The following is a 2,500-nucleotide window of genomic DNA, read 5'->3' as shown; positions in this document are numbered from 1 at the left end:
TGTGCTTACAAACCGTCGGAGCGCCCCTTGTGGGTGTGACGGCGTGCCTTTTGAAGAATGAGCCTACGAGTTAGCCGTCGCTGGCAAGGTTAACCCGTGTGGGGAAGCCGAAGCGAAAGCGAGTCTGAATAGGGCGATTTTAGTCGGCGGCGCTAGACCCGAAACCAAGTGATCTATCCATGGGCAGGGTGAAGCGAGGGTAAGACCTCGTGGAGGCCCGAACCGTTGTAGGTTGAAAACTGCTCGGATGACCTGTGGATAGGGGTGAAAGGCCAATCAAACTTGGTGATAGCTGGTTCTCCCCGAAATGCATCTAGGTGCAGCGTCGTGTGTTTCTTGCCGGGGGTAGAGCACTGTTTGGGCTAGGGGGCCTAAAAGCTTACCGAACTCAGGCAAACTCCGAATACCGGCAAGTGAGAGCACGGCAGTGAGACTGCGGGGGATAAGCTCCGTAGTCGAGAGGGAAACAACCCAGACCGCCAGCTAAGGTCCCTAAGTTATGGCTAAGTGGCAAAGGATGTGAGAACGCAGAGACAACCAGGAGGTTGGCTTAGAAGCAGCCACCCTTGAAAGAGTGCGTAATAGCTCACTGGTCAAGTGTTCTTGCGCCGATAATGTAACGGGGCTAAGCCATGCACCGAAGCTGCGGATCTCAACCATATATGCGAAAGCAGGTTGGGGTGGTAGGGGAGCGTCGACACGCGAGTGAAGCTGCGGGGTAACCCAGTGGTGGATGCGTGTCGAGTGAGAATGTAGGCATGAGTAGCGAAAGGGGAGGGAGGAACTCCCCCGCCGATTGACCAAGGGTTCCTGGGGAAGGTTCATCCGCCCAGGGTAAGTCGGGACCTAAGGCGAGGCCGAAAGGCGTAGCCGATGGACAACCGGTTGATATTCCGGTACCACCTTCACCGCGTCTATACCGACCGTCGTATGCTAACGGCATCTACGGATGTCGGACCCTGCGGCCAGTAGGTCACCGATGGCGTGACGGAGAAGGCTAGATGGACCCGGGCGTTGGTTGTCCCGGGACAAGCGTGTAGGCCGTGGGCCAGGGAAATCCGGACCACATCAAGGCCGAGACGTGATGTCGACACATAGTGGAAGCCATTGACGCCATGCTCCCAAGAAAAGCGTCTAGGGAGTTGTGAGGGTGCCCGTACCCCAAACCGACACAGGTGGTCAGGTAGAGAATACCGAGGCGATCGAGTGAACTCTGGTTAAGGAACTCGGCAAATTGGCCCCGTAACTTCGGGATAAGGGGCGCCTTGGACGGTGACCCACCTTGCGTGGGACAGCTGTTCAAGGCCGCAGTGACCAGGCCCAAGCGACTGTTTACCAAAAACACAGGAGCGTGCGAACACGTAAGTGGATGTATACGCTCTGACGCCTGCCCGGTGCTGGAACGTTAAGCGGAGAGGTCAGACGCAAGTCGAAGCTTCGAAGCCAAGCGCCAGTAAACGGCGGCCGTAACTATAACGGTCCTAAGGTAGCGAAATTCCTTGTCGGGTAAGTTCCGACCTGCACGAATGGCGTAACGACTTGGGCACTGTCTCAACCAGAGACTCGGCGAAATTGCATTGCGAGTAAAGATGCTCGCTACGCGCAGCAGGACGGAAAGACCCCGGGACCTTTACTGTAGCTTGGTATTGGAGCTTGGTACGTCACGTGCAGGATAGGTGGGAGGCTGTGAAACCGGCACGCCAGTGTCGGCGGAGCCAACCTTGGAATACCACCCTTGACGTGCTGAGTTCCTAACCTCGGTCCGTGATCCGGACCAGGGACAGTGCCTGGCGGGCAGTTTAACTGGGGCGGTTGCCTCCCAAAAGGTAACGGAGGCGCCCAAAGGTTCCCTCAGACCGGTCGGCAATCGGTCGTTGAGTGTAAAGGCACAAGGGAGCTTGACTGCGAGACAGACATGTCAAGCAGGTACGAAAGTAGGGCTTAGTGATCCGACGGTGGAGTGTGGAATCGCCGTCGCTCAACGGATAAAAGGTACCCCGGGGATAACAGGCTGATCCTGCCCAAGAGTCCATATCGACGGCAGGGTTTGGCACCTCGATGTCGGCTCATCGCATCCTGGGGCTGGAGCAGGTCCCAAGGGTCGGGCTGTTCGCCCGTTAAAGCGGTACGCGAGCTGGGTTCAGAACGTCGTGAGACAGTTCGGTCCCTATCCGCTGCGCGCGCAGGTGATTTGACAGGAGCTGCCCCTAGTACGAGAGGACCGGGGTGGACGCACCTCTCGTGTGCCGGTTGTTCCGCCAGGAGCATGGCCGGTTAGCGACGTGCGGTGAGGATAAGCGCTGAAGGCATCTAAGCGCGAAGCCCACCTGGAGATGAGATCACCCACCCCTACAAGGGGGTAAGGGCCCCAGTAGACGACTGGGTCGATAGGCCGGAAGTACAAGCCAGGTAACTGGTGCAGCTGACCGGTACTAATAGCCCGAGGACTTGCCGTACCGCTCGCGCTCGCTATCCACTTCACACACGAGACCACCAACAC

The 2,500-nt window shown here is 57.8% G+C and carries 1 rRNA gene (cut by a window edge); it reads left to right on the top strand.

Annotated elements, in window-relative coordinates:
• A 23S ribosomal RNA gene (locus ACERMF_RS17670) occupies nucleotides 1–2,456 on the top strand; it begins 602 nt to the left of the window's first position.
• The last annotated feature ends 44 nt before the right edge of the window (nucleotides 2,457–2,500 follow it).

Origin of the sequence: Egicoccus sp. AB-alg6-2 (assembly GCF_041821025.1) — a bacterium.
GTDB lineage: Bacteria > Actinomycetota > Nitriliruptoria > Nitriliruptorales > Nitriliruptoraceae > Egicoccus.
The sequence above is the reverse complement of the archived record's forward strand: the minus strand, read 5'-3'. Positions and strand labels throughout refer to the sequence as shown.